This is a genomic window from Flavobacterium johnsoniae, from assembly GCF_030388325.1.
In the GTDB taxonomy this organism is placed as follows: Bacteria; Bacteroidota; Bacteroidia; order Flavobacteriales; family Flavobacteriaceae; genus Flavobacterium; species Flavobacterium johnsoniae_C.
Genome location: NZ_CP103794.1, coordinates 3,182,957 through 3,204,996 on the forward strand (window position 1 = coordinate 3,182,957; position 22,040 = coordinate 3,204,996).

Annotated in this window: 23 protein-coding genes, 1 pseudogene and 1 riboswitch; of the genes and pseudogenes, 13 read left to right on the top strand and 11 right to left on the bottom strand. The window is 32.5% G+C overall.

Features of this window, described 5'->3' with window-relative positions; translation table 11 throughout:
• The first annotated feature begins 34 nt into the window (after nucleotides 1-34).
• From NYQ10_RS13820 to NYQ10_RS13860, 9 genes are all read left to right on the top strand, one after another.
• A complete protein-coding gene (locus NYQ10_RS13820) occupies nucleotides 35-1,210 on the top strand; it encodes a cellulase family glycosylhydrolase (protein WP_289876925.1) in 1,176 nt (391 codons plus the stop codon).
• Nucleotides 1,211-1,475: 265 nt separating this feature from the next.
• The gene (locus NYQ10_RS13825) at nucleotides 1,476-2,504 is read left to right on the top strand and encodes a glycoside hydrolase family 43 protein (RefSeq protein ID WP_289876926.1); all 1,029 of its coding nucleotides are present in this window, start codon (nucleotides 1,476-1,478) and stop codon (nucleotides 2,502-2,504) included.
• A gap of 224 nt (nucleotides 2,505-2,728) precedes the next feature.
• Nucleotides 2,729-4,543, top strand: coding sequence for a glycoside hydrolase family 2 protein (locus NYQ10_RS13830; RefSeq protein ID WP_289876927.1), 1,815 nt, complete (start codon nucleotides 2,729-2,731; stop codon nucleotides 4,541-4,543).
• 319 nt (nucleotides 4,544-4,862) lie between these two features.
• Nucleotides 4,863-5,885 carry a glycoside hydrolase family 43 protein gene (locus NYQ10_RS13835; RefSeq protein ID WP_289876928.1) on the top strand — a complete coding sequence of 341 codons (1,023 nt, stop codon included), beginning with the start codon at nucleotides 4,863-4,865 and terminating at the stop codon, nucleotides 5,883-5,885.
• Nucleotides 5,886-5,909: 24 nt separating this feature from the next.
• Nucleotides 5,910-7,088, top strand: a complete 1,179-nt coding sequence (locus tag NYQ10_RS13840; protein WP_289876929.1) for an aldose epimerase family protein — start codon at nucleotides 5,910-5,912, stop codon at nucleotides 7,086-7,088.
• A gap of 196 nt (nucleotides 7,089-7,284) precedes the next feature.
• Nucleotides 7,285-8,313, top strand: coding sequence for a glycoside hydrolase family 43 protein (locus NYQ10_RS13845; protein WP_289876930.1), 1,029 nt, complete (start codon nucleotides 7,285-7,287; stop codon nucleotides 8,311-8,313).
• Complete coding sequence (locus NYQ10_RS13850; RefSeq protein ID WP_289876931.1) at nucleotides 8,310-9,284, top strand: glycoside hydrolase family 43 protein; 975 nt, start codon at nucleotides 8,310-8,312, stop codon at nucleotides 9,282-9,284. The genes NYQ10_RS13845 and NYQ10_RS13850 overlap by 4 nt, the downstream gene beginning before the upstream one ends.
• 146 nt (nucleotides 9,285-9,430) lie before the next feature.
• Nucleotides 9,431-9,844, top strand: a complete 414-nt coding sequence (locus NYQ10_RS13855) for a 3-hydroxyacyl-ACP dehydratase FabZ family protein (RefSeq protein ID WP_276173981.1) — start codon at nucleotides 9,431-9,433, stop codon at nucleotides 9,842-9,844.
• A gap of 16 nt (nucleotides 9,845-9,860) precedes the next feature.
• Nucleotides 9,861-10,286 (top strand): MgtC/SapB family protein, encoded by a 426-nt coding sequence (locus NYQ10_RS13860; RefSeq protein WP_289876932.1) that lies wholly within the window; start codon nucleotides 9,861-9,863, stop codon nucleotides 10,284-10,286.
• Here NYQ10_RS13860 and NYQ10_RS13865 read toward each other — a convergent pair whose 3' ends face one another.
• Nucleotides 10,287-11,477, bottom strand: a complete 1,191-nt coding sequence (locus NYQ10_RS13865; RefSeq protein ID WP_289876933.1) for an FAD-dependent oxidoreductase — start codon at nucleotides 11,475-11,477, stop codon at nucleotides 10,287-10,289.
• 30 nt (nucleotides 11,478-11,507) lie between these two features.
• On the bottom strand, nucleotides 11,508-12,266 hold the full coding sequence (locus NYQ10_RS13870; RefSeq protein WP_289876934.1) for a helix-turn-helix domain-containing protein: 759 nt from the start codon (nucleotides 12,264-12,266) through the stop codon (nucleotides 11,508-11,510).
• Nucleotides 12,267-12,604: 338 nt separating this feature from the next.
• Here NYQ10_RS13870 and NYQ10_RS13875 point away from each other — a divergent pair, with 338 nt between their 5' ends.
• The gene (locus tag NYQ10_RS13875; RefSeq protein ID WP_289876935.1) at nucleotides 12,605-13,150 is read left to right on the top strand and encodes a hypothetical protein; all 546 of its coding nucleotides are present in this window, start codon (nucleotides 12,605-12,607) and stop codon (nucleotides 13,148-13,150) included.
• 96 nt (nucleotides 13,151-13,246) lie between these two features.
• On the opposite strand, the pseudogene NYQ10_RS13880 reads toward NYQ10_RS13875, so the two are convergent.
• The 3 genes and pseudogenes from NYQ10_RS13880 to NYQ10_RS13890 all read right to left on the bottom strand — a co-directional run.
• Nucleotides 13,247-13,699, bottom strand: a pseudogene (locus tag NYQ10_RS13880) (transposase); the annotation flags it as partial.
• A gap of 123 nt (nucleotides 13,700-13,822) precedes the next feature.
• The gene (locus tag NYQ10_RS13885) at nucleotides 13,823-14,200 is read right to left on the bottom strand and encodes a hypothetical protein (protein WP_276173976.1); all 378 of its coding nucleotides are present in this window, start codon (nucleotides 14,198-14,200) and stop codon (nucleotides 13,823-13,825) included.
• 269 nt (nucleotides 14,201-14,469) lie between these two features.
• A complete protein-coding gene (locus NYQ10_RS13890; protein ID WP_289876937.1) occupies nucleotides 14,470-15,102 on the bottom strand; it encodes a nitroreductase family protein in 633 nt (210 codons plus the stop codon).
• A gap of 108 nt (nucleotides 15,103-15,210) precedes the next feature.
• Here NYQ10_RS13890 and NYQ10_RS13895 point away from each other — a divergent pair, with 108 nt between their 5' ends.
• The gene (locus NYQ10_RS13895; protein ID WP_221433457.1) at nucleotides 15,211-15,567 is read left to right on the top strand and encodes a winged helix-turn-helix transcriptional regulator; all 357 of its coding nucleotides are present in this window, start codon (nucleotides 15,211-15,213) and stop codon (nucleotides 15,565-15,567) included.
• A gap of 2 nt (nucleotides 15,568-15,569) precedes the next feature.
• Here NYQ10_RS13895 and NYQ10_RS13900 read toward each other — a convergent pair whose 3' ends face one another.
• The 3 genes from NYQ10_RS13900 to NYQ10_RS13910 all read right to left on the bottom strand — a co-directional run bounded on the left by NYQ10_RS13900 (nucleotide 15,570) and on the right by NYQ10_RS13910 (nucleotide 17,251).
• Nucleotides 15,570-16,043 carry a MarR family winged helix-turn-helix transcriptional regulator gene (locus tag NYQ10_RS13900; protein WP_289876939.1) on the bottom strand — a complete coding sequence of 158 codons (474 nt, stop codon included), beginning with the start codon at nucleotides 16,041-16,043 and terminating at the stop codon, nucleotides 15,570-15,572.
• 5 nt (nucleotides 16,044-16,048) lie between these two features.
• Nucleotides 16,049-16,531, bottom strand: coding sequence for a GNAT family N-acetyltransferase (locus NYQ10_RS13905; RefSeq protein WP_289876940.1), 483 nt, complete (start codon nucleotides 16,529-16,531; stop codon nucleotides 16,049-16,051).
• Nucleotides 16,532-16,657: 126 nt separating this feature from the next.
• Nucleotides 16,658-17,251 carry a hypothetical protein gene (locus tag NYQ10_RS13910; RefSeq protein ID WP_289876941.1) on the bottom strand — a complete coding sequence of 198 codons (594 nt, stop codon included), beginning with the start codon at nucleotides 17,249-17,251 and terminating at the stop codon, nucleotides 16,658-16,660.
• Between the two features lie 242 nt (nucleotides 17,252-17,493).
• On the opposite strand from NYQ10_RS13910, the gene NYQ10_RS13915 reads away from it, so the two are divergent.
• The gene (locus NYQ10_RS13915; protein ID WP_289876942.1) at nucleotides 17,494-18,567 is read left to right on the top strand and encodes an NAD(P)H-dependent flavin oxidoreductase; all 1,074 of its coding nucleotides are present in this window, start codon (nucleotides 17,494-17,496) and stop codon (nucleotides 18,565-18,567) included.
• 241 nt (nucleotides 18,568-18,808) lie between these two features.
• Here NYQ10_RS13915 and NYQ10_RS13920 read toward each other — a convergent pair whose 3' ends face one another.
• The 3 genes from NYQ10_RS13920 to NYQ10_RS13930 form a co-directional block, all read right to left on the bottom strand.
• A complete protein-coding gene (locus NYQ10_RS13920; protein WP_289876943.1) occupies nucleotides 18,809-19,228 on the bottom strand; it encodes an arsenate reductase ArsC in 420 nt (139 codons plus the stop codon).
• 133 nt (nucleotides 19,229-19,361) lie between these two features.
• Nucleotides 19,362-19,832: a DUF6428 family protein gene (locus NYQ10_RS13925; RefSeq protein WP_289876944.1), complete on the bottom strand. Its 471-nt coding sequence runs from the start codon at nucleotides 19,830-19,832 to the stop codon at nucleotides 19,362-19,364.
• 60 nt (nucleotides 19,833-19,892) lie between these two features.
• Complete coding sequence (locus NYQ10_RS13930; RefSeq protein WP_289876945.1) at nucleotides 19,893-20,219, bottom strand: ArsR/SmtB family transcription factor; 327 nt, start codon at nucleotides 20,217-20,219, stop codon at nucleotides 19,893-19,895.
• Between the two features lie 201 nt (nucleotides 20,220-20,420).
• Between NYQ10_RS13930 and NYQ10_RS13935 the strand changes: the two genes are divergently transcribed.
• Nucleotides 20,421-21,713 (top strand): thioredoxin-like domain-containing protein, encoded by a 1,293-nt coding sequence (locus NYQ10_RS13935; protein ID WP_289876946.1) that lies wholly within the window; start codon nucleotides 20,421-20,423, stop codon nucleotides 21,711-21,713.
• An 87-nt stretch (nucleotides 21,714-21,800) separates the two neighbouring features.
• A riboswitch (cobalamin riboswitch) is annotated at nucleotides 21,801-22,003 on the top strand.
• Nucleotides 22,004-22,040: the final 37 nt, after the last annotated feature.

Genomic DNA, 22,040 nt, shown 5'->3' on the forward strand with positions numbered 1-22,040 from the left:
ATAAAGAACGATTGTTCATAATAACAAAATTGAAATGAAGAAAGTAAAATTGTGTCTGACATTTATGTTGGCAGGACTAGTATTGCTTAGCTGCAACAACAAAAAAAGTAATCCTGAAGAAAATAAAGCCGAAACGGCTTCAGTTGAAAAAAGAGAAATCTGGACCAAAGAACAGGCTAATGATTGGTACGCAAAACAACCATGGTTAGTTGGAGCAAATTATTCTCCTAGCACAGCTATAAATCAGTTAGAGATGTGGCAGGAAGATACTTTTGATCCAAAAAGAATTGATCAGGAATTGGGTTGGGCAGAAGGTCTTGGTATGAATGTAATGCGTGTATATCTGCACGATTTATTGCATGAGCAAGATCCAGAAGGACTTTACAAACGCATGGATACTTTCTTAGGAATTGCAGATAAACATCATATTAAAACGCTTTTTGTTTTGTTTGATTCTTGTTGGGATCCGTTTCCGGCTTTAGGAAAACAACGTGCTCCAAAACCGCATACACACAATTCTGGATGGGTTCAGAGTCCAGGCCAAAAAGTGCTTCAAGATAAAACACAATATCCTCGTTTAGAGAAATATGTAAAAGAAACAGTAGCAAAATTCAAAGACGATAACCGTATTTTAGGTTGGGATGTTTGGAACGAACCAGATAATATGACTGGACCATCTTACGAAAAAGTAGAAATCAAAAATAAAGTAGATTTGATTTTACCGCTTTTAAAAGACGTTTTTGTATGGGCTAGAGAAAGCAATCCTTCACAGCCATTAACTTCTGGAGTTTGGGTTGGAGATTGGAGCGATGAAGCTAAAATGAAGCCAATGCATAAAATGCAAATTGAACAATCTGATATTGTTTCTTTCCACAATTATGACAAACCGCAAGATTTTGAAAGAGTTGTAAAACAATTACAACGTTATGGAAAACCATTAATCTGTACAGAATATATGGCAAGACCAAACGGAAGTACTTTTGAAGGATTTTTACCTCTTGCAAGAAAATACAATGTTGGTATGATCAACTGGGGATTTGTAGATGGAAAAACTCAAACAAAATATGCTTGGGACAGCTGGACTAAAACCTACACTGCAGAACCGAAATTATGGTTTCACGATGTATTGCACACAGATGGAACTCCTTACATAAAAGCCGAAACAGATTTAATCAAAAAAATGACTTCTGAGGCGAATAAGAAGAATTAGATATGAGAAAATGTGGTAATTAGAAAATAAGATTATTTTTTTTGCCACAGATTAAAAGGACTGAAAAGGATTTTTTTCTAGTTGCAACATTAAAAAATAGCCCAAGGTTTCAACCTTGGGTACGCAATGAATTTCTGCACGCCGTGTTCCCAAGGTTGAAACCTTGAGCTATGTTTGAAAAAAAATCATTTTAATCTGTAAAATCAGTGGCAAAGAAAAATTAGCGAAAATTAGTGGAATTTGAGGCGAAAAAACTTTTAGCAACATGAAAAAAAACACAATAAAAAAACTTCTTTTAATAACGGCAATTGTGATAGGTTTTCCTGCGAAAGCGCAACAGCCAGATCCGCCTGGGCAAGTTTCAGGAAATGAAAAACCGAAAAACGAAGCCTACCTTTTTGCGCACATGACGCACAACGATTATGGCAGATTGTACTATTCTGTAAGTTTAGACGGTCTTCATTGGGAAAATTTATACGGCGGGAAACGAGTTTTTGAAGAATATAAAGGACATCCTGATATCTGCAAAGGTCCAGACGGTAAATATTACATCGCAGGAAATACTGGAGACGATGCAAAAGCAATCAATATTTGGGTTTCGGATGATTTGATTACTTGGAAAAAACATTCGGATTATACGCCAGATTTAAAAAGTACGCCAGATTATTCAAACGCTTTACAGCGAATTGGCGCTCCAAAATTATATTACGACAAGGATTCTCAAAAGTTCATTATGACTTGGCATACGCCACATTTAGAAGGAATTAAAGGAGATGGAGAACGTTATTGGAGAAGTCAGAGAACGCTTTATGTTTTGTCTAAAGATTTAAAAACTTTTGAAGGACCGCCAAATCGCTTATTTGATTGGGATATGGGAACAATCGATGTTTTTATTCGTAAAGTTGGAGATTCTTATTACGCCATTATTAAAGACGAAACTTATCCAACTTTGTATTGGACAACAGGAAAAACAATCCGAATTGCCAAATCAAAATCCCTTTTAGGACCTTATTCTTTGCCCCAGCAATCTATCAGTCCAAACTTCAGAGAAGCTCCAATGTTGATTCCTTCTCCAGATGATAAAATATGGTATATGTATTACGAACAATATCCAGGAGTTTCATACGGATTATCGATTGCAGATAATTTAAACGGACCTTGGTTTCAAGCTTCAGGCTACACTTTTTTCTCCGATTGGGATAAATACAGTCTTCCAGAAAAAGTACGTCACGGCTGCATGATTACAATCTCTAAAAAAGAATACGACAGTTTAGTGAAGAAATTCGGTAAATAATTGTGAATTGTAAATGGTTAATTATTAATGATGGTTTTTGAGGAGAAGCTTATCATAATTAACAATTTACCATTAACAATTCACAATTAAAAATATGGTTAGTTAAGTTAGTTTAGTTTAAGTAGTTACCAGGCTTATGTGGATATGAGCCTGGTAATTCAATTTTGATTTAGAAAAACATCATGGCATTGATTTTAAAAAGAAATGCCTAATAAATATAAAATATGAAAAGAAAAAGTATCCTTTTTTTAGCCTTGTTTTCAATGTTGGCAGTAAATGCACAATGGAAACCGCAAGGAGATAAAATCAAGACAAAATGGGCCGAACAAGTAGATTCTAAGAAACCGCTTCCAGAATATCCTCGTCCGATTATGGAACGCGGACAATGGAAAAATCTAAATGGTTTATGGAATTATAAAATTCAGGAATTCGGAAAAGCGGCGCCTTCAAAATACGATGGACAGATTTTAGTTCCGTTTGCGGTAGAATCAAGTCTTTCTGGAGTTATGAAAGAAGTTGGTTCAAAGAATGAGCTTTGGTACGAAACCAATTTTTCAATTGAATCGGGCTGGAACGGAAAAAACATCTTGCTTCATTTTGGAGCGGTTGATTGGAAAACGGAAATTTTTATTAATGATATAAAAGTAGGTTCGCATACTGGCGGATATACACCTTTTTCATTTGATATTACGCCTTTCATTAAAAAAGGAAACACTCAAAAATTGGTTGTAAAAGTTTGGGATCCTTCAAACGACGGGCCTCAACCAAGAGGGAAACAAGTTAAAAATCCAGAAGGGATTTGGTATACGCCCGTTACTGGAATCTGGCAAACGGTTTGGATTGAGCCTGTAAATGCCAAAAATATTACAGATTTAAGAACAACTCCAAACATCGATCAAAACACAATTAGTATTAAAGCTGATGTAAAAGGAGCAGATACTGGAGATTTAGTTGAAATTTCAGTTTTAGATAACGGAAATGAAATTGCAAAAGAAAAAGCAGTTGTAGGCGAAAGTGCTGATATTGTTTTGAATTCGCCAAAATTATGGTCGCCAGAAAGTCCGTTTTTATATCAGACTAAAATTCGCTTAATCAGCAAAAATAAAGTGGTTGACGAAGTGAAAAGCTATTTTGCTATGCGTAAGATTTCATCAAAAAGAGATGAAAATGGCGTTATGAGAATGCAATTAAATAACAAAGATTATTTCCAATTCGGACCTTTAGATCAAGGTTGGTGGCCAGAAGGACTTTACACAGCGCCAACTGACGAAGCTTTAAAATATGATATTGTTAAAACTAAAGAATTAGGTTTTAATATGATTCGTAAACACGTAAAAGTAGAACCAGAACGTTGGTACACACATTGCGATCAATTAGGAATTTTAGTTTGGCAAGATATGCCAAGTGGTGACGATCAGCCGATTTGGCAAGATAAAAAGTATTTTGAAGGAACAGAATTACAGCGTACTCCAAAATCTCAAGAAATCTACAAAAAAGAATGGAAAGAAATTATGGATCACTTGTATTCTTATCCAAGTATCGTAGTTTGGGTTCCTTTTAATGAAGCTTGGGGACAGTTTAAAACTGTTGAAATTACAGAATGGACTAAAAATTACGATCCGAGCCGTTTGATTAATTCTTCAAGTGGAGGAAATCACTTTCAAACAGGAGATATTTTAGATTTACACAAATATCCAGCGCCAGAATTGTATTTATATGATGCCAGAAGGGTAACTGTTTTAGGCGAATACGGCGGAATCGGTCTTCCTCTTGAAGGTCATTTATGGAGAGCAAATGACAACTGGGGGTATGTGAAATTTAAAAATCAAGCAGAAGTTACTGCTGAATATGTAAAATACGCTGAAATCCTTAAAAACTTAGTAAAAACAGGATTTTCAGCAGCAGTTTACACGCAAACAACCGATGTTGAAGGAGAAGTAAACGGTTTCATGACTTACGACAGAAAAGTAGACAAAATGGATTTTAAAGCGGTAAATAAAATTAACACAGAAGTTATTAATGCTTTGAATCAGAAATAAGATTTTTTAAACACATGGGATCATAGTTTTTTGCTTGAAAAAGGAAGTAAAAGAAACTAGTTCCCATACATAGTTGCCACAATCTTGTCATTCCGAGGAACGAGGAATCTTCACGAGTAACTCCATATAGTGAATCGCCAATCTTTGTAGAGTTTCTTGCAGAGATTCCTCGTTCCTCGGAATGACAAAAAAATGGCGATTTACTTTGCGCTCTTCAGCTGATTGAATTGACAAAGCTGAGAAAAGACCTTAGCGAACTTTGCGAAAAACCTTTGGGTCTTTGCGTTAAAAAAAACAGCCCAACAAAAAAAAAACAAAAATGAAAAAATACATCATCCTTTTGCTGCTCACAACAATAGGTTTTGCACAGCAAAAAACCTTCAAAAATCCAATACTGCCATCTGGCGCAGATCCATACAGCACGTATTACAAAGGGTATTATTATTATACCAATACACTCGGAAATAAATTGGTTTTATGGAAAACAAAAGACCTATCTGATATCAAAAATGCAGAAAGCAAAGTCATTTGGACACCGCCTAAAAACACGAATTATTCGGCAGAAATCTGGGCTCCAGAATTTCATATCATAAACGGAAAATGGTATTGTTATTTCGCCGCCGATAATGGCGACAACAACAATCACAGAATGTATGTTTTAGAAAACAAATCATCAGATCCGTTTAAGGGAAATTTTGAGTTTAAAGGAAAAATCGCTGCTAAAACAGATAAATGGGCAATTGACGGAAATGTATTTGAACATAAAAAACAGCTTTATATGATTTGGGCTGGTTGGGAAGGCGACACCAACGGTCAGCAAAATATTTACATTGCTAAAATGAAAAATCCATTAGAAATTGATGGTGATCGCGTATTGCTTTCTTCACCAACAAACGATTGGGAAACGCACGGAGCTTTGCACGATGATGTAAATCCGCCACAAGTAAATGTAAATGAAGGGCCTCAATTTTTAGAAAGAAACGGTAAAATTTTCATTGTGTTTTCAGCAAGTGGTTGTTGGACAGATTTCTATTCTTTAGGGCTATTATCGTTTAATGGCGATGATAATTTATTAGATCCAAAAGCATGGAAAAAATCTCCTGAACCAATCTTTAAGCAATCAGATAAAAACAAAGTTTACGCACCAGGACATAATTCATTTTTTAAATCTCCAGACGGAAAAGAAGATTGGATTTTATACCACGCCAATTCAAACCCTGGCGAAGGTTGCGGAAATAAAAGATCGCCAAGAATGCAGAAAATTAATTGGGATGCAAACGGATTTCCAGTTTTAGGAGAACCAGTAAGTGAAGACACGCCACTAGCAATTCCATCAAAATAATATAAACATTTTAAAATTTATTAAATGAAAAATATTCAAATCGCTGCCGTTGTGATGCTTGCACTTTTTCAGTTTAGCTGCAAAGACGGTAAAAAAGAAGAAACAGTTTCAAAAGAAAATACAGAAATCAAAACAGATTCTGTAAAAACAGTTTTAGAAACTAAAGATTTTGACACTATTATTGATGGTAAAAAAGTGGCTTTATATTGGATTGAAAACAAAGGAATAAAAGCTGCTTTTACTAATTATGGAGGAAGATTAGTTGGACTTTGGGTTGCTGATAAAAATGGAAAACAAACCGATGTTGTAGTTGGAATGAACAGTGCAAAAGGTTTTAAAAATTCAACAGAACCGTATTTTGGAGCTACCATTGGAAGAGTTGGAAACAGAATTGGTAAAGGAAAATTTACTTTAGAAGGAAAGCAATATCAAGTTCCATTAAATAATGGAAAAAACGCTTTGCATGGAGGAGTAAAAGGTTTTCAGGATGTTGTTTGGAATGCTGAAAAAACAGACGAAAAAACTTTGGTTTTAACGTATACATCTCCAGATGGCGAACAAGGTTTTCCTGGAAATTTGTCAGTAAAAGTAACGTATACGCTTACAGATGATAATTCGATAAAAATGGAATATGAGGCAACTACAGACAAAACAACTGTGGTTAACTTAACAAATCATGCGTTTTTTAATTTGAATGGAGAAGGAAGCGGAACCATTTTAAATCACGAATTACAGATTTTTGCAAACGAATTTACCCCAGTTGATGAAGGTTTGATTCCGAGTGGAGAATTAAAAGCTGTAAAGAATACACCTTTCGATTTTACTTCAAAGCATACAATCGGAGAAAGAATCGAAGCAAAAGACGAACAATTGAAATTTGGTAAAGGTTACGACCATAATTATGTCTTAAACGGAACTAAAAAAGATGGCTTTATTCATGCCGCAACCATAAAAGGAGATGCTTCAGGAATTACTTTAGATGTTTACACAGAAGAACCTGGTCTTCAATTTTATAGTGGAAATTTTATGCAGAGTAAAAACACCTTTAAATCAGGAGCAAAAGACGATTTTAGAACTGCTTTTGCTTTAGAAACGCAACATTTTCCAGATGCTCCAAATCAGCCAAAATTTGCTTCTATAACTTTGAAGAAAGGAGAGAGGTATCACACAGTTTCTTTATATAAATTTTCAGTTCAGAAGTAATTCATTTTAAAGTATTTCAATCTAAAATTTTAAACGAAAAGGGAAATTATAATTCAATTTCTAAAAGAAGAAAAGCACCGATTTAATACCTTTTTTTGGTGTTTTTCTTCTATAAGTTTTATCTATAATGAATATTTAAATTGTTGATTTTTAGTTTTAAATGACAAATTAATTAAATTAAAAGATTAATATTAAAATGAAGCGCTATTTCAATCTGTTTCTGCTTGTTTTTATTCTTAATTGGTGTGATTCTAAAGCTCAAAACTTAAAAGAAACCACTTTTCAGAATCCAGTTTACAAAAGTGATTTTGCAGACCCAACTGTCATTAAAACAGCCGATGGATTTTTTTATGCGTACGGAACAAATACGAATGTATCTGGAAAAGAAATTCACATTCAAATAATAAAATCTCAAAACCTTGTCGATTGGATTTTTGTTGGAGACGCACTTCCAGTAAAACCAAAATGGGCAGACAAAGATTTTTGGGCTCCGCATGTTTTATATGATGCAAAACTGAAAATGTACTTTTTGTATTATTCAGGCGAATCAGATTCTAAAGAAGGAAAATGTTTAGGCGTAGCGGTTTCTAAATCTCCGACCGGGCCTTTTGTTGACAAAGGTCAACCTTTACTTTGTGGAAGTGGTTTTATCAACATAGATCCGATGGCATTTGATGATCCGAAAACAGGCAAAAAATTATTGTATTGGGGTTCTGGTTTTGAAGCTTTAAAAGTGCAGGAACTTTCAGAAGATCGTTTGAGTTTTAAAGCAGGAACTTCAATGAAAATATTGGTTAATCCAATCACGAATAATGATCCAGCGAATTACCAAAATTTAGTAGAAGGAAGCTGGGTTACTTATCATGATGGTTTTTATTATCTGTATTATTCTGGAGATAATTGTTGTGGAGATAAAGCGCATTATGCAGTAATGATTGCAAGATCAAAGAACGCTGAAGGTCCTTTTGAGGCTTTAGCGGAAGCAGAAAAAAAAGAAAATAGTGTCATTCTAAGTAAAAATGAAAAATGGATTGCGCCGGGACACAACTCTGTCGTAACCGATAATAAAGGTCAAGAATGGATTGTTTATCATGCAATTGATGCAGATAATCCAAAAGGAGGTAGAATTGTCTTAATTGATAAAATAATGTATAAAAACGGATGGCCAGTTATAAATTCAGGTTCGCCTTCTGTAGTAAAAATTTCAAAACCCATTGTAAAATGAAAAAAATAGTATGTATAGCGGCTTTGTTTTGCGTTTTTGCAGCATGTTCGCAAGAAAAGAGTACAGATAAACCAAAAGAATCGAAATCGAAAGCTATTTTACTGGCAGATCCGACGATTTTTTATAACAATGGACAATATTATTTGTACGGAACAACTACTGGAGATTTTCCAAACGGAGAAGGTTTTCAAGTTTATACTTCGTCTGATTTAAAAGCATGGAAAGGTCCTTCTGGTGCTCAAAACGGCTTGGCTCTAAAAAAAGGAGATACTTTTGGAGATAAAGGTTTTTGGGCGCCTCAGGTTCTTTCATACAATAATAAATTTTATATGATTTATACGGCAAATGAAAATATTGCAGTTGCGGTGAGTGATAGTCCGCTCGGACCATTTAAAAGTGAATCTAAAGAGCCTATTATCAAAACGGGAAATCAGATTGATCCTTTTATTTTTATTGATGAAGATGGTAAAAAATACCTTTATCATGTTCGTCTAACAAATGGAAACCGAATTTTTGTTGCCGAAATAAATGATGATCTGCAAAGTATTAAACCAGAAACTTTAACGGAATGCATTTCTGGAGTTTTACCTTGGGAAAATACACAAAATGTGAGTTGGCCAGTTACGGAAGGTCCGACGGTTTTAAAACACAATGGTTTGTATTACATGATTTATTCTGCAAACGATTTTAGAAATCCAGATTATGCGGTAGGTTATGCAACGGCTAAAAGTCCGCTTGGTCCTTGGGAAAAAGCTGCTGATAGCCCAATTATAAGTCGTAAAGATGTGGGAATTAATGGAGTTGGGCATGGCGACGTTTTTTATGACAAAAATGGAAAAATGAAATACGTATTGCATGCACATTACAGCAATAATGGGGTTTCACCAAGAAAATCGGCAATTATTGATATTGATTTTGAAGGAAATAAAATCAAAGCAAATGCGAAAAGTTTCTACTTATTGCAGGAGTAAAAATGATTTTAGAGTTAATAACGGGAAAAGAGATGTTTGGACATCTCTTTTTTTTTGCAGTTTTTGAAAAAGCAAATTAACACAGACATAATTTAAAATATTGTCTATGTGAAATCAGATTCGTAAATTGTTGCAAATTATATGCAATGAATCAAAAAATAGAAGATTTAATTCCGCACAGAGCTCCATTTTTATTTGTTGACGAAATTATATCTTACACTACAGAAACAATTATCGGATTGAAAACTTTTACGCAAGAAGACGCTTGGCTTCAGGGAAGTTTTCCTGATTTTAATTTCGTGCCTGGAACAATTTTAATAGAAGCAATGGCGCAATGCGGCGGAGCAGGAGTAAAGCTGTTGGGACTTGCCGATGGTGTTTTCGGTTTGGTAAGTTTAGATAATATTGAATTTTTTGCGGGTGTCGAATTTGGAAAACTAATAAAATTTGTAGTAAAAAATATCCGCGTAAGCGAAAAATTAATCAAACAATCTGGAGAAGCTTTTTCTGATGATAAATTGATTGTAAAAGGCGAATGGTTGTGTGTTAAACTTCAATAATTTAAAACATTATAACTTGAGTACAACAGAATTCTTAACGCGTCTTGTAGTTGCTGCAATTGCCGGACTAATAATTGGCTTTGAAAGACAATGGCATCATAAAGAAACGGGACTAAAAACCAATACGCTCGTTGCAATCGGCGCAGCGGCTTTTGTTTTGCTTTCTATAAAAGTAGGAGAAACTGAGCCGAATATAGACGTTACACGTATTACCGCTCAAGTCGTTATGGGAGTTGGATTTCTAGGCGCGGGCGTTATTTTTAGAGAAGGAGATAATGTACACGGATTAAATTCTGCTGCTACAATTTGGTGCAGCGCAGCGATTGGAAGTATCGCTGCTTCTGGCTATTTTATTGAAGCCATGATTTGCACATTTTTAGTTATTGGAATAAATACAGCTATTGAACCTATAGAAAATTGGTTAAAGAACAGAAAAGGCTAGTTATTTCGTTCGATTAAAGATAGCAACTAGTTTCTCCAAAGCATCTTTAGAATGCAATTGTTCTCCATTTGCCAAAGTATCTTTTGTAGCTTCTGAAGCTCTTTCTAACATTCGTTTTTCAAAGTAAGCAATTGCCGATTTTATATCCTCGAATTTATTCTCTGTTAAAGATTCAGAAAGTTCCAAAGCATCCCACATGGCGAGATTGGCGCCTTTTCCTGCAAACGGAGGCATTCTATGTGCTGCATCGCCAATCATCGTGAGATTTTCTTGTGTTTCCCAAGTTTGATTTAATGGAAAATAATATTGCGGACGCGGAATAAAATACAATTCGTTACTCAATAAAAGTTCGTCCCATTTTGGACTCCATTCTTTGTAAACATCTTTAAACCATTTAAAAACTTCTTGATTATTTTTAAAATCTAAATTACTTTCTGAAATCCAATTTTCTGGAATTTTACTGCTTAAAAGAAACATGAGTGAGCCGTCTCCTTTTGTGCCGTACATAATAGTTTGTTCGTTTCCAAAAGCCATCACTTTTCCTCCTTTAGAAAATTCAAAAAGATTGGGCGCGTTTTCTTTTGCATTATAAATGGTTCCTTCTAACATTGTAATTCCAGAGTAAATCGGTTTTTCGGCATTTAAGTACGAACGAACTTTAGAATTTGCACCATCGGCTGCAATTACTAAATCGGCATAAAAATTAGTTTCATTTCTAAAATGCAATCGCCAGCCACTATTTTCTTTTTCCATAGAAATAAATTGGCTGTCCCAAATAATAGTTTTTGGTAAAAGAGAATGCAATAAAATACTTCGAAGTGCAGAACGATCAATTTCTGGACGAGGTTTTGAAATATCTTGAAGGGTATCTTTATTTGAATTTGATTCCGAATGGCTTTTTTGAATAGAATGTTCATCAAATTTCAATTCAAAATCTTTATTGACAATTCGCGCTTTACTGGCATTTATGCGAACATTAGCGTAAAATTCGTTTAATAAATTGGCTTTTTTAATGGCTTTTAAACCAGAATCATCGTGTAAATCTAAAGGAGAACCTTGAATTCTAACTTCTTCATTTTGATCTCTTTCGTAAACTTTTACATTTACGTTCTGCATTTGCAAAAGGCGAGCAAGAGTTAAACCGCCCATTCCGCCGCCGATAATGGCGATTTGTTTATTTTCTAAAAGCATAGTTTTATTTTTTAAATCTATGCGACAAAATTATTTTGAAGAAAGCGCCGATAATAGTATAAATCGGTCGTTTTTGTTTTTAAATAATTCTTTCGGAAGAGAACCCGAAATTTTTTTGATTTCTTTAATAAAATGCGTTTGATCTGTAAAGTTTTCTTCTGGAAACAATTTTCCTTTTGCAATATGTTCTAATGAAGCGCGAAAACGAAGAATAGAACAGTATTCTTTTAATGAAAGCCCGAAATATTGCTGAAAATAACGATTTATTTGTCGGCTGCTCCAATTTGATTTTTCTGAAAATTCTTTTACTGTTAGCGCTCCGTTTGTTTCGTAAATGAGTTTGAAAAGTTTTTGTTTTCGAGTATGAATTTCTTTTACCAATAAAGATTTAATTTTTAATAAAGCTTTTTCGCAGAACAATTCAAAATTTTCTAAATCGGTTTTATTGAAATTCCAAAAATCATTTTCTAATATTTTTCCTGAGTTTAAAATATCGGCAATACTTTCATGAAAAACATATTCTGCAGCGGGAAGTTTGAAGCTGATAACAAAAGTTAGACTGTTAGTGGGAATTATTCCTTTTTCATATTGTTTTGTGCCTAAACCTAAAAGTCTTATTTCAAAAGGGTTTTCAGGAGTTTGAATTAATGATAAATCGATTCTTCCGTCAGGCAAACCAATTGTTTCTAAATTTTCATTCGATTTATTTTTCATGTACCAAAAACTATCCACAAAATCAGAAAGATCTTGATTTGGTTGGATTGATTTGTATTCTAAGTTTTCGTACATGTTAATAAAAAGAAATTTTGAAACACTTTTCAACGAATTTAAGCCGAAATTTTAAGAGTTGAATCATTTTAAAATAAATTTCGAATGCTTTATAGTAGCTTTAAAAGCTGTCTTTATTTATAAAAAATTACGAAGTAAAAACTTAACATTGGGTAATGTGTTGTTTTTTAGTGTTTTATAAATGATTTTTTGTTGAGATGAAAAACTTAACATTGGCGAATAGGTTTTTCAGTCTATCTTTGTTTATTATTTTTTGATGTTAATTTAATGATTTAATAACATTAAAAATTTGTAATTACTAAAATTAATTTAATCAATTTCTTAAAATTAACACAATAATGGCAGAAGAAGTGCTTACTAATGAAATCGATCAGGAGGTAAATGCAAATCCAGTTATCTCTACTGATGAAAATGAGCAAAATACGGCTCAAAACCAAGAAACGGAATCAGTTGCAACTCCGGAATCTAAACCAAAAACGAGACGGACTCCTAAAAAAACAGTTGAAAAAGAAGCTGTTGTTGTAGAAGAAGTTAAAGAGGAGGAAAAAACTGAAGAAGTTTCTGAGGAAACAGTTTCATCAGAAGAAGTTACTGAGGAAGGAAAAGAAGATAAATCTAAAAACGATAAGAAAAAGAAAAAGATGAAAGAAAAAGTGAAAAAACAGCTAGCTGAGAAAAAAGAAAAATTGAAAAAGAAAAAAGCTGTAGCTAAAAGAAAAGAGAAAGCGAAAGACGCTAAGAAAGAAAAAGCTAAAAAAGCAAAACTAAAAGCTAAAGCAAAAAAGAAAGCTAAAGCGAAAAAAGCGAAAGACAAAGCAAAAGCAAAGAAAATCGCTAAAAAGAAAGCTAAAAGAACTAAAGCAAAAAAGAATAAAAAGAAATAATTATTTAATTGATAATTGATAATTGATAATTGATAATTGATAATTGTTTTTTAATTATATTTAGTTTGTTATATAAAAAGCGCCTCAATCTGAGGCGCTTTTTGTTTTTTTCTGTAATGCGAGTCTGTCTATTTTTTGAAGAAATTCGGGATCAAATTCTGAATAAGCTCTTAGTCGATATTTCTCGTCTCTAATTTTCATAACTAAACGTATTTTTTGCACCATCAACCAAATTGGTTCGTAACGTTTATGTCCTAAAAGATATTGGATTTTGAGAATTGACATTTTTCTATGAGTTAATGTCATTAATTCAATACAAATCATCCAATATCGTATTGGTAAGTTCGAGTTTTCCATTACGGTTCCAGATCGTAAGCTGATTCTGCTTCCGCATTTTCTGCATTGAAACTTTAAATCATTTTGTCTAAAAGAATGCTGATCGTGTCCACATTTTCGGCAAGTGATGCCGTTTTCTAATCGCTTGTTTTTAAGTTCTTCAATACAAGTGGCTTCATTAGGATATTTTTCAAAATAGGCACGTAGTTCCATTTAAACACTCTTTTTTTACTTTCTAAATATATAAATTTTATATAAGTTTGAAACTCTTGTAAAAAATAAAGAGAAACATTCAAGATAGAATATTTCTCTTCACGGGGCAAAAAAATACAGGTATTACAATTTCGTTGCGATTTCTTTCTTGTATTTATTCAAAATCGATTTTGTCATACCTAAATTAGCTCTAGTCGAATCTACTGCTAAATAAATAAAATACTGCTGATTGTCAGATACATCGATGATGTGCATTTGAGAACTTAGCGTAATCATGATGTTGTCTACAACTTGTCCGTGTAGATTTAAAGCCTTAATAGCATTCATTTTTGCTTTAACCACTTCAAGATTATAAGCCGATGCTAATTCAGGATCAAAATCTGCAACAACTGATTGTGAGTAATATGACATTCCGCTAGCGATTTCAGCTACAGATACAGCGATAAAACCTGGGACGTTTTTCTTTAGGTCTTCACCAAATTGAGTTAAAAAATCTGACATAATGTAGGATTTTAATGTGTTGTAATTAAGATTGAATTGTTTTGGATCGCACAAAATTAGTTATAACATATTATATAATTATCCGCTATTAGTACCTATTTTTAGCAAAACTGTTAAAAAATTAATCTTCAATTTTAATCGTTTTTTCTGATTTTATAGAATTGAAATTTATTAGGGTTTAAAAATGAAATATTTAAAACAAAAAAGCTTCTGAAGCCACATTATTTGCGATTTCAAAAGCTTTTTAACAAAGCAAAAAAATATTTTTCTTACTTTATTTCTGTGATAAACTCTTCTTGCGGAGTTCTTACTTTTTTCAAGTTTACTAACCAGTCATTTGCTTCGTCTCTGTAACCAAGGGGTAAAACTAAAACACTTTTTAAACCTAGTTCGTTTAAACCTAATAATTTATCTACTTCTGCAGGAATAAAACCTTCCATTGGAGTTGTGTCAACTTGCTGTTCTGCCGCAGCCGCAATTGCTAAACCAAACGAAATGTAAGCTTGTTTTGCGGCGTGGTTGGCGTGCCATTCTTGTCCAAGAGGTTCGTACATTCCCCAAAGTCTTGCTTTGTATTCGTCCATTGCGCTTGCAGGAATTCCTCTTTCATTTGTAGTTCTTTCAAATACCGAAGAGATTTGTTCAATGCTATATCCGTCCCAAGCTGCCCAAATTAAAACGTGAGAAGCATCTGTAACTTGACTTTGATCAAAACTTACTGCTCTAATTTTTTCTTTTAAATCTTGGTTGGTAACAACAAAAACTTTGTAAGGTTGTAATCCAGATGAAGAAGGCGCAAGTTTAGCAGCTTCAAGAATATAATCTACTTTTTCTTGCGGAACAGCTTGTCCGTTCATTTTTTTTGTAGCGTAACGCCACTTTAGTGCATCTATTAAGGCCATTTTTATTTAATTGATTAAAATTGTATTCAAATGTAAACACTTTAAGTGTATTTTTGTCATCTGATTACCAAAAGTAACTGTAACATCGAGGTAACTAGCTAAAAAATCATGATAAAAGAGCCTAAACACGATCCTAAAAAATGCACGCAACATATTATGGCAGTGCATGATGCTATGTATATTTTAAACGGAAGATGGAAAATCAGCATCATCGCTTCTTTATGTTTCAATACTTTAAGATTTACAGATTTGCTTCGAGAAGTAGAAGGGATTTCTGGAAAAATGCTAAGTAGAGAATTAAAAAATCTCGAAGAAAATCAGTTGGTAACGCGAACTGTTCTGAATACACAGCCTATAACTGTCGAATATCAATTAACAGAATATGGACATACTTTAAAAGAAGTCATTGATTCTTTAGCAAAATGGGGATATAATCACCGAAAAAAGATTACAGGCAAAGAATAGACTCAGTTTTTGATTTCTGAAATTCTTTGTAAAAATCCTTGCGATGCTATTTTTTGTTCGGCTTCTTCTATAGCTTTCAAAAGATTGTTTTGATTGTCTGTGATTTCGTTTAAAGCCTTTTTCATTACATGCCAAACGGGCTGCATTTTTTCGACCAATTCTTTTCCTTTTTGGGTTAAGATGATTAGTCTTTTTCGTTCATCTTGTTTGTCTTTTTTAGAACTGATGAGTTTTTGTTTTTCTAATTCTTTCAGCAAACTTATGGTTGATGGATGGCTATAACCAATTTCATTAGCAATTTCGACCACACTCAGTATTTCTTTTACATGCAAAGTGTAAATTACGGGAAACCATTTCGGTTCAAAATCTATATCAAAAGATTTGTAAATCAAGGCGCCGTCTTTGCGCAATTGTTCGCTAAGACGCTGTAATCTAGTGGATATAGCTAAAATGCCAATTTCATCAATTATATTCATGTCTTTTAGTTTAGCTTTAAATGGCAAAACACATTATCAGGTTTCATTAACGGAAAATCTTCTGGAAGTGCTTCTTTTGCAATTGTAACAAAATTGTTCTTTTCGTAGAAACGTAAAGCAGCTTGCAGAATAGTAACCGTTCCTAAATATAAGTTTTTAATTCCGTTTTCTTTGCTGTATGCGATTAATTGCTCTAATAATTGTTGGGCAATCTGAAACTCTTTTCCTCTATATTCTTTCTTCACAAACATTTTTCTGATGGCTGCGGCTTCATCATTAAATTTTACCAAAGCAATTGTTCCGACTAATTTTCCTTCTATAAAAGCTCCCAGAAAAGTGCCGCCAGGTTTGAAATAAAAGTTCTCAATATCTAATAAATCGGGCTGATCTTCTAAAGTAACAGGAACGTTAAATTCTTTTTGCTGAATGTTTAAAATCAAATCTACAATTTCATTTTCGTATTCGTTTTGTATCGGCTGAATGTTCATTTTAATTTCAAAATTTAATATAGGTACAAAACTACGTAGTTAACTACATATATACAAGAAAAAAACTGCTGAAGTCAGCAGTTTTATGTGTTTTTTATGATTTCAAACGATTTTTCTGTATAGAAATTATTCTTTAACTAATACAATTACAGCTTTATAACCTGTACCAACATTCCATTCGCTGGCAGAAATTACGGCGCCTTTGTCATCAATAACTTTAAATTCGGCTGTATTTGGAGAAGCAAAACCTTCGTTTAAAGCTTCAATATCAATTTTGTTGATTCCTTTTACCAAATTAATCTTAACGCTTTTAAATTCACCATCCAAAGAAACTTCAGGCTCAATAACTTTGTCGTTTAAATATACTTTTACTTTATCTCCGTCTACAAAAGCTGCATCACGATACATAACCGTAGAAGTAACTGCATTGGTATTGAAGTTTCCTAAAAATTGATTTCTTCTGTAGTAGATTCCTTCAACATTAGATTCTTGTTTGTAAAGATTAGTGTCTTTAAAAAGTTCATCTGGATTAACCTGTAATGGCGCAGATTTTTCTACAAGTGCAGGCGGATTTTCTTTTGGCGCTTCTTCTTTCGGCGGAATAACTTCTTTTTTATTCGCATTTTTTGCTGGGATACTTTTGAATTTACTGTTCAATTCTTGTGAAAATCCCTGTAGTGAAAAAGTAGCAACGGCGATTATCAAAAATATTTTTTTCATGTTCTATAATATTAATCTTGAGGGGTATGATTTTTATAAGATTAGATGCATCATAATCTTTTATATATAAACATTTTATAAAACGAATTATTGCATTGTTATGAATTAATTGTCGAAAAATTAACTTCTGTTTTTATAAAAATTGAATGTTTTATTGTGAATGTGGTTTATCTTTATAGATTATTGAAATTATACGAATAAGTTTTTTTTCTAATTATTTATTCGAAAAAAAATAACCAATTATGGAATGGAAAAATGTTCTAACAGATTTATTTAAAGTTGATTATCCGATAATACAAGCGCCGATGTTAGGTGTTACAACTCCAGAAATGACTGCGGCTGCTTCTAACGCTGGCGCTTTAGGATCACTTGCGCTTGGAGATCTTCCGGCAGAAAAATGTATCGAATTAATTAAGCAAACTAAAAAACTTACCAACAAGCCTTTTGCAGTAAATATTTTTGTCAATAAAATTGATTCAATTACGCCAGAACTAGAAAAAAAATATAATCAAACCAAAAAGCATTTAATAGAAATTGCAGAGAAGAACGAAATTATAGCTGATTTTCCGGATATAAATGAAATTCAACTAACAGATTATCATGATCAGATTGAGGCGATTATTCTCGAAAATTGTAGAATTTTAAGCTTTACTTTTGGAAATTTAGATGAAAAAAGTATTGCATTTTTAAAAGAAAACAATGTAATTCTTATTGGAACCTGCACCTCTGTTGAAGAAGCTATAGTTTTGGAGAAGAGCGGCATTGATGTTATTTGCGTTCAAGGAATTGAAGCAGGAGGACATCGTGGAAGTTTTTTAGAAGAAACGATTCCGCAAATTGGAGGATTATCATTGCTTTCGCAAGTAGCAGACAATATAAATGTACCGATTATTTATGCGGGAGGAATTTATAATGCTAAAACTTTGCTGGCATCTAAAACTTTGGGAGCAAATGGTTTTCAAATTGGAAGTTTATTTCTAGGAACGCCCGAAAGTGCTTTAATAGATTTTGAAAAACAACGCCTTAGAAAATTAAAAGAAAATGAAATCGTTTTAACCAAAAGTTTTTCAGGCAGATACGCGCGCGGAATAAAAAATGCTTTTATAGAAGAAATTGAAAATTCTGAATATATTCTTCCTTATCCTTATCAAAATAAATTAACTGCTGATTTGAGAAAAAGTTCTAAATCGCAGAAAAATTCTGATTTTGTAAGTATTTGGGCTGGACAATCTATTAACGGTTATCCAGCAGTTTCAACTGAAATTGTTATTCGAAATTTAATTGAAGAAATTACGCAGAATAAATATCAGCGATGAATAAATGATTTTTAGATAAATGATAAATCATGATTAATTGAATATTTTATTAGCAAAAGCCCCAGCGGGGTAAAATATTTATAGAATTACATGCGGATAAAATAAAAAAAAGCTCCAGAGGAGCGACATATTTTTTTTCAATTTAATATATGTCGCTCCGCTGGAGCTTTAGATTGTATATGTTTATTCTATAAATATTTCGCTTCTCCGAAGCTTACAAAAATAGTTATTATAGCTCTTTTCAGTTTAAATTGTTGTTGGCAAAAGCCTCGCAATACTCTTTTATTAATTGTCTTACGCTTCTAAATTGTTCCATTATTTCAGAATCTGTTCCTGTAGCTTTTGCGGGATCGGGAAAATTGTAATGAAATTTTTTAGCTTTTGTAGGGAAGAAAGGGCATCTTTCTTTCGCGTTATCACAAACAGTAATCACAAAATCAAAATCGATATTTTGGTATCCCTCTATATTATTTGAGGTGTGATTTGAAATGTCAATTCCGTCTTCTTTCATTATCAAAATTGCTTTCGGATTTACGCCATGCGTTTCTACACCAGCGCTGTAAACTTCGGCTTTATTGCCTGAAAAATAACGCATATAACCTTCTGCAATCTGACTTCTGCAACTATTTCCTGTACAAAGTATTAATATTTTCTTTTTCATAGTTTAAACAAATAACCAAATCAGATTTATGATACAGAATTTAGGTTCAAAACCAAAAATAAACTGTAGCACAATTACAGATGTGGTGATAATAATTGGTTTTTTATATTTTATAATTTTAGCTTTCATCAACTTAACAGCATCCTGAATTTGGCGAACAAGAAGAGGTTTTATCTGTAGATTCTCTTAAAATTATTTTTTGTTTTTCAGCTGGAATTCCGCAAGCATCTTGTGCTAAACAGGCTGTTGTTTTGTTTTTAAGAACGAAGTTTTTACCATTAAAAGCTAAATCATATTTTCCGATGGTTTCGTTTTGATATTCAACTTCAATTTCTAAGTCTTGAATATTTAGTTTTTCTTCAGAAAGTGTAATAATGTTTAATAGTTTATTTGGTTTTAAACGATGTTCAAAATCATTTGCATTCCAAAGCTGAAAGTTTGCAACTTCTTCATTTCTAATGACTCCGCCGCAGTCTATAAAGTTCTTTTTGATTATTCCAACTTCTGTAACATGGAAATGTTCGGGAACAAAAGTTCCGTTTTCTAATTGAAATTCAACATTTTCTAATGTTGGTAAAATCTGTTTTACTTCTGATAATTTCATCTCTTTTTATTTTAATTTGTTTATTGCAATATTACGATATAACGAATCAAAAAAAATGTTTTAGCAACATTTTGATTTTGAAAGGTTTTGAGTAATGTTTAGGAAATAATTATTTAAAATTTCAATAGCTTTTTCGTCAATACAGTAACAAATAGAGTTTCCTGAAATATTTCCTTTAATAATTCCTGCATTTTTCAATTCTTTTAAATGCTGAGAAACTGTTGGCTGTGCAAGCGGAAGTTCATTTACAATATCGCCGCAAATGCATTCATTTACTTTTAATAAATATTCTAGAATTGCAATTCTCGCAGGATGCCCCAAAGCTTTTGCTATTTTTGCAATCTGATTTTGTGCGTCTGTAAAATGTTCAGTTTTAGTAGCTCCCATTTTTTATTATTTAATATTGCAATATTACGATATAAAATTAAACCAACAAAATTATCCAATAATTATATGTTTTTTAGTTTGAAAATAATTAAGAATATTCTTGTAAATGAGAAGAAAGTTGCTATTTTTGATCACTCTTTAAACTGTTGAACATAAATACTTTGAAGTTTTAATTTACTAACTAAACCAACCAAAAACCGTATGTCTAATCTCAAAAGTTTTCTTTTATTATTTCTGATTTCAGCTACTTTATTTTCGCAACAAATCACCGTAAAATATGTTGGAAATAGCGAAGGTATCATTAATCTAACTTCAGAATCAAGAGCAAATATTTATGATCGAGCGGTTCTAAGTACAAAGAATAGAGAATTAATAGTCGATAATGATTGTTCAATTTTTTGCAATGATATTTATAGAGGTACTTTTATTTACGCAGCACCAAACGAAACTTTAGAATTTGATATTGATGCAAAAGGGTTGATACATTATTATTGTGCTTCAAATCCGATTCGTAAATCTGAATCTGATTTTTTAAATGAATCTTTTGAAAAATATGGATTAATTAAGAATCTTCCAAATTATAATCAATTGAAGATTATTATGGCATCGCAAAAGATGAATGCTTACTTTGATAAAGATTATATAAAAGAAAAGGAATTATTAGAAACGTATTTTAAAGAGAATAAGCTCTCAAAAGAATTCTACGATTATTTTTCTGCTACTTATTGGAGTTTAACTTTATATAATGAATTAGAAGAAAAAAATATAAATCCAAACACATTTAAGGCGATTGAAGAAAGTTTTGATCAAGCTGATGCATTGCTCGAAGTAGATAAATACCGCGAACTTCTTCAAAATTATGTTCAGAAACGAATGAAGGTTTTGGGTTTGAAAAAAAGCTTTTCTGGCGAAATGGAGTTTATTTCTAAAATCTTCTATAATCAGAATATTGTAGATTATTTATTGTATTCGACTATTTATTATCCGATAAGTATTAGAGATCAGAAAGTTCCTTTTGATCCAAAAGCATTAGAAATATTTAGAAAATACTGCAAAAATCAGACTTTTGTAGCTAATGTTGAAAATGAATTGAAACCTGCTCAAACCCCTTTAGTTTTAAAAGAAATAATTAAAAAACACGAAGGAAAATTGGTTTTGATTGACTTTTGGGCTTCATGGTGTATGCCGTGCCGAGAAGAATTTCCAGACGAAAAAAAATTAATGGATAAATATAAAGACGTTGCTTTTGTATTTATTTCTATTGATAAAAGCGCAAACTCTTGGAAAAAAGCAATGGCTGTTTACAAAGATATTTTGAACAAAGAAAATAGTGTTTTAATCGCTAAATCTGAAAAAGACGAGTTATTAAAACAAATTAATGTAAGTACAATTCCGCGTTATGTTTTAATTGGAAAAGATGGAAAAATTATTCATAAAGACGCGCCAAGGCCTTCTACGCCTGAAATTCAAACTTTGATTGAGAAATATTTGTAGCGCTTTGATCGTCGTTTATTCATCACACTAAATCTTTTATTTTGTAAAAAAGTTCTTTCGAGCTTGCAGAGCCATAATAAGCGTTCTATATTTGCGGCTGATTTTGGTCTGTTTTTTCATCAGAAAAAATAGTTAAAAGGGAATCAGGTGCAAATCCTGAACAGACCCGCTACTGTAAGTTCTACACAAAATCTTTAAACATTACTAATGCCATTGTCCCGCTTTGCAGGGTGAGAAGGCCGTTTAAAGATGGAACAAGTCAGGAGACCTGCCACGATCACATAGTTTAAAACTTTCGTGGTATGAAGTTGATGACAAAGATAATGA

What these genes read in the sequence shown, in the direction of transcription:
- NYQ10_RS13820 (WP_289876925.1), top strand. Translation starts at nt 35, where the DNA reads ATGAAGAAAGTAAAATTGTGTCTGACATTTATGTTGGCAGGACTAGTA.
- NYQ10_RS13825 (WP_289876926.1), top strand. Translation starts at nt 1,476, where the DNA reads ATGAAAAAAAACACAATAAAAAAACTTCTTTTAATAACGGCAATTGTG.
- NYQ10_RS13830 (WP_289876927.1), top strand. Translation starts at nt 2,729, where the DNA reads ATGAAAAGAAAAAGTATCCTTTTTTTAGCCTTGTTTTCAATGTTGGCA.
- NYQ10_RS13835 (WP_289876928.1), top strand. Translation starts at nt 4,863, where the DNA reads ATGAAAAAATACATCATCCTTTTGCTGCTCACAACAATAGGTTTTGCA.
- NYQ10_RS13840 (WP_289876929.1), top strand. Translation starts at nt 5,910, where the DNA reads ATGAAAAATATTCAAATCGCTGCCGTTGTGATGCTTGCACTTTTTCAG.
- NYQ10_RS13845 (WP_289876930.1), top strand. Translation starts at nt 7,285, where the DNA reads ATGAAGCGCTATTTCAATCTGTTTCTGCTTGTTTTTATTCTTAATTGG.
- NYQ10_RS13850 (WP_289876931.1), top strand. Translation starts at nt 8,310, where the DNA reads ATGAAAAAAATAGTATGTATAGCGGCTTTGTTTTGCGTTTTTGCAGCA.
- NYQ10_RS13855 (WP_276173981.1), top strand. Translation starts at nt 9,431, where the DNA reads ATGAATCAAAAAATAGAAGATTTAATTCCGCACAGAGCTCCATTTTTA.
- NYQ10_RS13865 (WP_289876933.1), bottom strand. Translation starts at nt 11,477, where the DNA reads ATGCTTTTAGAAAATAAACAAATCGCCATTATCGGCGGCGGAATGGGC.
- NYQ10_RS13870 (WP_289876934.1), bottom strand. Translation starts at nt 12,266, where the DNA reads ATGTACGAAAACTTAGAATACAAATCAATCCAACCAAATCAAGATCTT.
- NYQ10_RS13875 (WP_289876935.1), top strand. Translation starts at nt 12,605, where the DNA reads ATGGCAGAAGAAGTGCTTACTAATGAAATCGATCAGGAGGTAAATGCA.
- NYQ10_RS13885 (WP_276173976.1), bottom strand. Translation starts at nt 14,200, where the DNA reads ATGTCAGATTTTTTAACTCAATTTGGTGAAGACCTAAAGAAAAACGTC.
- NYQ10_RS13890 (WP_289876937.1), bottom strand. Translation starts at nt 15,102, where the DNA reads ATGGCCTTAATAGATGCACTAAAGTGGCGTTACGCTACAAAAAAAATG.
- NYQ10_RS13895 (WP_221433457.1), top strand. Translation starts at nt 15,211, where the DNA reads ATGATAAAAGAGCCTAAACACGATCCTAAAAAATGCACGCAACATATT.
- NYQ10_RS13900 (WP_289876939.1), bottom strand. Translation starts at nt 16,043, where the DNA reads ATGAATATAATTGATGAAATTGGCATTTTAGCTATATCCACTAGATTA.
- NYQ10_RS13905 (WP_289876940.1), bottom strand. Translation starts at nt 16,531, where the DNA reads ATGAACATTCAGCCGATACAAAACGAATACGAAAATGAAATTGTAGAT.
- NYQ10_RS13910 (WP_289876941.1), bottom strand. Translation starts at nt 17,251, where the DNA reads ATGAAAAAAATATTTTTGATAATCGCCGTTGCTACTTTTTCACTACAG.
- NYQ10_RS13915 (WP_289876942.1), top strand. Translation starts at nt 17,494, where the DNA reads ATGGAATGGAAAAATGTTCTAACAGATTTATTTAAAGTTGATTATCCG.
- NYQ10_RS13920 (WP_289876943.1), bottom strand. Translation starts at nt 19,228, where the DNA reads ATGAAAAAGAAAATATTAATACTTTGTACAGGAAATAGTTGCAGAAGT.
- NYQ10_RS13925 (WP_289876944.1), bottom strand. Translation starts at nt 19,832, where the DNA reads ATGAAATTATCAGAAGTAAAACAGATTTTACCAACATTAGAAAATGTT.
- NYQ10_RS13930 (WP_289876945.1), bottom strand. Translation starts at nt 20,219, where the DNA reads ATGGGAGCTACTAAAACTGAACATTTTACAGACGCACAAAATCAGATT.
- NYQ10_RS13935 (WP_289876946.1), top strand. Translation starts at nt 20,421, where the DNA reads ATGTCTAATCTCAAAAGTTTTCTTTTATTATTTCTGATTTCAGCTACT.